The organism is Endomicrobiales bacterium (genome assembly GCA_023228045.1).
Lineage (GTDB): Bacteria > Elusimicrobiota > Endomicrobiia > Endomicrobiales > JALOBY01 > JALOBY01.
The window spans coordinates 1-6,520 of the sequence record JALOBY010000035.1; the positions used below are offsets into that span (position 1 = coordinate 1).

The 6,520-nt window shown below is 37.9% G+C and carries 5 protein-coding genes; 3 read left to right on the forward strand and 2 right to left on the reverse strand.

Annotated features, from left to right (window positions below; genetic code table 11):
* The coding region (locus tag M0Q46_06525; GenBank protein MCK9583247.1) for an FAD-dependent oxidoreductase at positions 1–341 on the reverse strand (341 nt) is incomplete at its 3' end.
* Between the two features lie 661 nt (positions 342–1,002).
* Between M0Q46_06525 and M0Q46_06530 the strand changes: the two genes are divergently transcribed.
* Both M0Q46_06530 and M0Q46_06535 read left to right on the forward strand, forming a co-directional pair.
* Positions 1,003–1,803 (forward strand): hypothetical protein, encoded by an 801-nt coding sequence (locus tag M0Q46_06530; protein ID MCK9583248.1) that lies wholly within the window; start codon positions 1,003–1,005, stop codon positions 1,801–1,803.
* 2 nt (positions 1,804–1,805) lie between these two features.
* The gene (locus M0Q46_06535; protein MCK9583249.1) at positions 1,806–3,314 is read left to right on the forward strand and encodes an AAA family ATPase; all 1,509 of its coding nucleotides are present in this window, start codon (positions 1,806–1,808) and stop codon (positions 3,312–3,314) included.
* Here M0Q46_06535 and M0Q46_06540 read toward each other — a convergent pair.
* Positions 3,309–5,459, reverse strand: coding sequence for a hypothetical protein (locus tag M0Q46_06540; protein ID MCK9583250.1), 2,151 nt, complete (start codon positions 5,457–5,459; stop codon positions 3,309–3,311). The two genes, M0Q46_06535 and M0Q46_06540, sit on opposite strands and share 6 nt — an antisense overlap.
* A 134-nt stretch (positions 5,460–5,593) precedes the next feature.
* On the opposite strand from M0Q46_06540, the gene M0Q46_06545 reads away from it, so the two are divergent.
* Positions 5,594–6,370: a hypothetical protein gene (locus M0Q46_06545; GenBank protein MCK9583251.1), complete on the forward strand. Its 777-nt coding sequence runs from the start codon at positions 5,594–5,596 to the stop codon at positions 6,368–6,370.
* The last annotated feature ends 150 nt before the right edge of the window (positions 6,371–6,520 follow it).

A 6,520-nucleotide genomic window follows, 5' to 3' on the forward strand; every position in this document is an offset into this window, starting at 1 on the left:
TTATTCACAGCGCCCGTTGCAACAATAACTGCATTACCAACCAGTTCTTTGCCGCTATCGGTAAAAACTTTAAACGGCTTTTGCCCAAACTCAACACGGGTAGCATTTTCTGAAACAAACACGCATCCACTCTGCCGTGCATGATCCATCATTTTCATCATCAACTCAGAACCATCTATCGATTGCTCCCCCGGCCAATTTTCAATGGTCGTTGTTGTCGTGAGCTGCCCACCAGGTTGCGGACCTTCCAACAATACTACTTGTAACTTTGCACGCGAAGCGTAGATTCCAGCTGTCAAACCAGCAGGCCCAGAGCCGATAATAATTAAATCATAGATCATACAAATCCTTTAAAAATTTAAGTTTTTTTCTATTCATCACCTTATCCGTTCGATATGAATTCGACTTCGCTCATCCTGAGTGCTGACCGCATCCTTCGATACATTTTGCTTCGCAAAATACTCAGGACGAGCGGTCAGTGTATCGAAGGATAGAGCCGAACGGTAATTCCACCACATTCTACACAAGCATTCCGGCGAGTCAAAACCAAACATTACAGCAAGCAATGTTACACACAGAAAACACGACTGGCTGTAACAAATCAAGCTTTTGATAAAAAAAGGCCACTAAAAAAATATTTCTTATGATAATTATTTTTAGAGTTATAATTGGAATAATTCTAAATAGAAAATATAAAAAAGTTTGAGAGAGGATGTTTATAATGTTTTTGCGAAAAATATCACTGGCATTTTTTTTCTTCCTGATTGCCACCAGGCCACTGGTCTGCATGACGGAAACGTTAACGCAAACACAAACTCAAACGAACATATATCCTTCGCTTGATGACCTTAATAATACCTTAGAACAACAACCGACAAAACCCATCAATCCGATGAAATCGCGCAACAAAAACAACGCGAGTTTAATAATAAACTTTTATATAACTTTTCTATCGCGATCCAACCGATCGAAATTCCAATAGGCTTTTACCATAGCGACTGGATGAAACTCACCCATTTGGCAGCAAACTGGGGACTTGAATATTGGTTTTATAAAATCGCAACACAAGCTTTACTCACCAGCGAGATTGAAAAAATCTTACAAACGCCAAGTACCTCGTATTTTTCTTTTTTAACTATTCCCCCTTCGATCATCACACCACTCATCATGTATATAATCGGAGCTCGCATAACCACTTTTGCTCATGATCGTTATTTGATTGGTGAAGAGAAATATAAATTTGATATCAAAGCCACCTTTAAAGGTATAAAAGTTGAAAATCCCATTCCTGTTGCATCGATTATCAGCGCATTTATTCCAAAAAGTGCCGCTCTTTGTGCAACACCACAAGGCCTTGGAAATATATCTCATTCAATTTTTAAAGGTCTTAACCTGCTTCCTGCATGGACTGAAAGCTTTTGGTACATGCTTACCGAAGACATTGTGGCGCTCTATATCTTTCTTGTGTATTACAAAAAAGTAGTCATCAAGCCACTTATTGCAAAATTCATAGAAAAAAATCAGGCAGCAATCGAACAGTTAAAAACAAAACAAAGTGAACTAATAAAAAATAATCAACAACAACAGGCCAGCGAACAAGAAGAAACCTTTGTACAACTTGCTCGGCAGTCTATCCAAACAAGCTTTTTGCCTTGGATGATAAATAAAACAACAAGTTTGAACGTTTGCAAAACAGTAACAAGAGTTGTGCTGGCAACACCAGAACTTTTTGCCAAGGGAAAACAATTTTATAACGCATACCAACAAGTAAATAATAAAAATAAAAACCTAAGACAAGGATAATTATGATTACAATAAAAAGAATTTTCTTTTTCATCGCTTTGTGCGGTGCATGCACAGGATTGATGGCCAAAAACAAACAGCCCAATTTTAACCCAAACAATATAATGCCCCAAAAATTTCTTGATATAATCAACGACATGGACCTGTCATACAAAACTACCAGTGATACTAACCAGGCAAAGATTACACGCCTTGAAAATGAGCTAGAAAATCTCACTAACCAATACAGTCCTGGAAGTGAAGATTACAAAATAAGAAAAGAAATCAAACTTAAACAAATAGAGCAACTTCACGAAGAATCTAAATATGAACGCGAAGCCGCAAAAAATGCTGGTAATTTTGTTACTGGTGTCTTCGATGTTGGGTTAAAAACATACTTAGAAATTGAAAAAAACAAAGCCTTACACCAAACAAGAATTGAAGAAGCTGCTGTAAATGCTGCGGTTACACAGGAAATTAAAAACGATGCAATCATCAAAACTGCAGAAAAACAGATTGAAGCCTTTTTCAAATTTTTGGATAAAGACAATTTGCTTAAAGTCACACTGATTATCATTTTGGCCGTTGCAGGCATTGTAACAACATATTACGGAGCAAAGTTTATCTTTAGATGGCTCAACAAAATTATTGCCGCCCAACCAAAACTTGCAAGCCAAGAAAAATATAAAAGCTTAGTGCGACGCATTGCAGAAACAATTTTGCCAGCATTTCTTTTGGGCAAACAACCACCTATCAAATTTGAAGAATCAATTGTTTTCCCACCAAAACTTGAAGCTGAAATGAAAGAACTTGCCGAAATGGTTCGCAAAATTACAAGCCACAATAAAGCAGCAAAAAAAGATCAAGATATGATGCTCTATCCTCGATTGTTGCTTTACGGCCCTTCTGGAACAGGTAAAACACACTTGGCTAATAACTTGGCTGAATGGTCTGGTATGGATTTTATGAAAACATCTGCAGATCGTTTTTGCCAATATTCAGAACAAGATGCAATCCGGCTCATCCACGAACAGTTTGAAGTTACACGTCCAACCATGATTTTTATTGACGAAATAGATACATTTGCAAGCAATCGTAACGGCATGACCGATTCGAAAAAGATCGCCATCTTCAACGCCCTGCTTGTTGAATTATCAAATTTATCACCATTAACCATGGTGGTTGCTGCATCGAACCGTGAACTGGATATTGCACTGAAAACACGATTTAACATGAAAAAATTAGTACCACTGCCAGGCATGGATGAACGCATTAAGCTCATACAGCTTTATTTAAAGAAATATATTAAAAACATGTCGCCAGACATTAACGATGCGGTCATTAATCAAGCCGCCGCGCAAACAGAAGGCATTTCTGGCCGAGAACTTGAATCGATGATTCATGAAGAAATGTTTAATAAAACATTTACTCGAACAAGCAACAACACGCTTACGCTTGATATTTTTAACGAAGTATTAAATCAAACCATCAAAGACAGACAAGAAATTACCAATTACACCAAACCGCTATAACGTGCCGATATATTCGGCAAGTTCGTGATAAGCATCCTCTCCAATGGCAGGCTGTTCGATATTCGTCCAGCCTGCCACCCCCTTCAAATCAACAAACCGAGAAAATTTGTTAAACCAAAGTGTGGGATGACGACGGCCAAGCCTTTTGGCAATATCAAAATCAGCATGCTTTTCAAACTTTGAAAGCATCATTACCGATGCATGATTAACCGGAATTTTATTTTTTACAAACCATGGCGCATGCTCAGCAAAAGCGCTGTTAAACGTCAATAAATAAAGTGGGTCTTTGTAACCAGCAGCCAGCCCCTTATACAATCCTTTATAAAACCACGACACACTAATTTGTGGCAGATAACACATGATGAGCGGATTGCCAAGCACCTGAACAAACGATTTTTGCAAATATTTTCCAATTTTTTCTGCTTCTTGTTCCAAGTACCTGTAATACAAATTACCGCCTTTTACTTGCATCAAACGCAATATGCGATCTCGACGTGGAACTTTGTTACTTTTTTTTCCGTCGCGCAATGACATAAATTTGTTAAACGTTGCAGCGTCATAGCTCATTGATGTTAAAAACATACCGGACTTTTTGCGACAATACATTTCAAGATCGATTACCACGCCGCCCAAAGTAACTTGTTTTAATATCGGACGACTGTTCCATTCTTTAACAAAAACATGTAGTGGTTTTGCAACTTCTGTTTCCCAGAATGTCTGATCAATGGGCGACGGCAAGTCTTGATACACTTGTTCAAACATATCAACAGCGCAGCGTTTGGGTAAATGCGGAGCATAAATGTTGTTTGCAATTTCATACCCAATTAAAATGCTTGGTATTTTACCATTGTGACGATTGGCACCTTGCTTGATTTGTTGAGCACAACATTCAAGTGCATCCCAAAATTGTTTAAGTTTTTCAGCTCCAGGCAAACGAGCGCGAAAGCTATAATACATCTGTGGATTGATCGTAAGCCACAAAGCATCAAGCTTTGCCTCATATACATAATCAATGAGGTCTTGACGCGCTTTTTCTCGGTCTTGTCCTTTCCAAGGACCTTTTACATCATCACTATAAAAAACATCCATATCCATCCACGCAATTTTGCGTGCTTTTGCCGTAGGATAAAATGCTTCCTCAAAAACAATGCCCGGAAATCTTTTTGGCTCGGCTGGGTAATTGACTATTTTCCTGCCAAAATCGCATACATCTTTTTTAGACTTCAGCTGGGCAAACTGCATCACTTGGCCGGTCATGCGCTGGACAAGTTCAAGCATTTGGTCACGCAGGGCAATATCAATGGGACAGACATGAAAATTTTCTACAATACCGGCAAAAGAAAGCGCTGATGAGTAAGTAAAAAAAACATGATTTTTATATTTTTCATTAAACCAGTACATGCCATAAGGCAATGTTTGCTGCACAATGCCATCAACGTCATTACAGGCCAAAGGAAGTAAAAACAAGCCGTCACTGGCGCATAGTTCACTTTTACTTGCCATGCTTGATAAAAAATCTACACCACGGTGAGGAGCGCTGAGCGTTGTATGATAACCAATGGGACGTGTTTCGAGTGGATGCGTCATAAAAAATTTGAGCAGCCACAAAAAGTTTTTTTGTGCTTTTTCACGTTCTGTTTCAAAAGTTAGCCCAAGTTGTTGCCAAGCAAAATCACCATAAACCAGATTTTTTTCTATACCCAAAGCATTAAGCAGCGGCGCACATTGTAAAAGGAGCTGATCTCGTGCTTGAGTAAAAATGGGAGGAAGCACTATGCCAACAACTTTTCCAGCCAGCATGGCGTAGTTGTGCATCAAGCTAAGCACTTTTGAACACAAATGCGATTGATTGATGGAGTTTAAAAAGCCCAAACTTAAAACAAAAAATACGGCATTATATTTTGCCAAGGACAGATGGGCAGAGGTTTGATCGATAATATCGTCCAGCGATTTGTAGGTTACATGGCACCCTGTGTTTTTTAATGAATCGACAAATGGTTTGTAGATCCATTCTTCGCGTTCGGCGGTATCGACAATTGCAACTTCTATTTGTTTTGATTTGAGCGCCTGCCACATAAAGTGTTGACATACGAAGAGCGCCACGCACAGCGCAGCGCTCTGTTTTAAAAACCCCCCGGTTCCCATATACCCCCCTTAGGTAAATCTTAATTTATATTTTAAACGTACAGGAGGGTTAAGGTAAAAATCAATAATTATTGAAAGATACATGATCTTAGTGCAAAGCTGCTAGCATGATGGCCATAAAAAAGGGAGGTTTTATGAAACTATATATGTTCGTCGTAGCCATTGTTTATTCATTCCAACTGGCACATGCCATGCAACAAGAAAAACCACATCAGCCCAATGAACAAGAGTTAAAAGAAATTCAAAAAATTGTTGATAAGACAAAGATTACAGTTGCCCAAATAAAACCAAATGAAAATATTGGAGATCAAATAAGTTCAATTGTACAGGTAGCCCTGCAGAATCAAAAGCTACAAGAGGATTCTGAAAACAAAATCTCTAAAATCATTGTTATTTCCATAGAAAAAGAAAATCATATAACAGTTGATGAAGTGATACCAAAGATAACCAACACTGTGTCAACTGAAAAACAAATAGAAATCAAAGAACTTTCCCCGTCCTTTTTCAAAAAAATACACACCAAATTTATGGATGCATATGTAGATAGAATAAACTGGCAGCCCATCTCCTTTGTGGTTGTAATACTAATATTGACAGGGATATCTTTGTGGACTCTCGCAATGGTAGGTATTATCGCACATACTTATGCTGGCATACCAATGGTACACAAACATTTAGACGGCATAACTTCAAATTCTACTTTCAATGAAACATGTCTTATGGAACTCATGAAAAACAACATGACAACTTTTTGTCAGCAACAATATGATAATGATATGACATTGTACTTTCTAGTCGGGTTTCTTGGATTTCCGGCAATGATAAGTTTGGGTGGAATTTTAAGCTTAATCGGGATTACCATACATAAAATTAATGAGTATATGAAAAGAGGAGCGACAGATACTTTGTAAAATAAATAACAAAACCACCTAATATTGGAGGTCTTATGAAACTATGTATGCTTGTCACAGTTTTTCTTTGTTCATTTCAACTGGCTCATGCCATGCAACAAGACCCAACAAAACAACTTGATAAAAATGAGTTAAAAAAAATTCAAGAGG

Bases quoted from the DNA above. Each gene is read 5' to 3' on its own strand.
- M0Q46_06545 (MCK9583251.1), top strand. From the start codon at position 5,594: ATGAAACTATATATGTTCGTCGTAGCCATTGTTTATTCATTCCAACTG.
- M0Q46_06535 (MCK9583249.1), top strand. From the start codon at position 1,806: ATGATTACAATAAAAAGAATTTTCTTTTTCATCGCTTTGTGCGGTGCA.
- M0Q46_06530 (MCK9583248.1), top strand. From the start codon at position 1,003: ATGAAACTCACCCATTTGGCAGCAAACTGGGGACTTGAATATTGGTTT.
- M0Q46_06540 (MCK9583250.1), bottom strand. From the start codon at position 5,459: ATGGGAACCGGGGGGTTTTTAAAACAGAGCGCTGCGCTGTGCGTGGCG.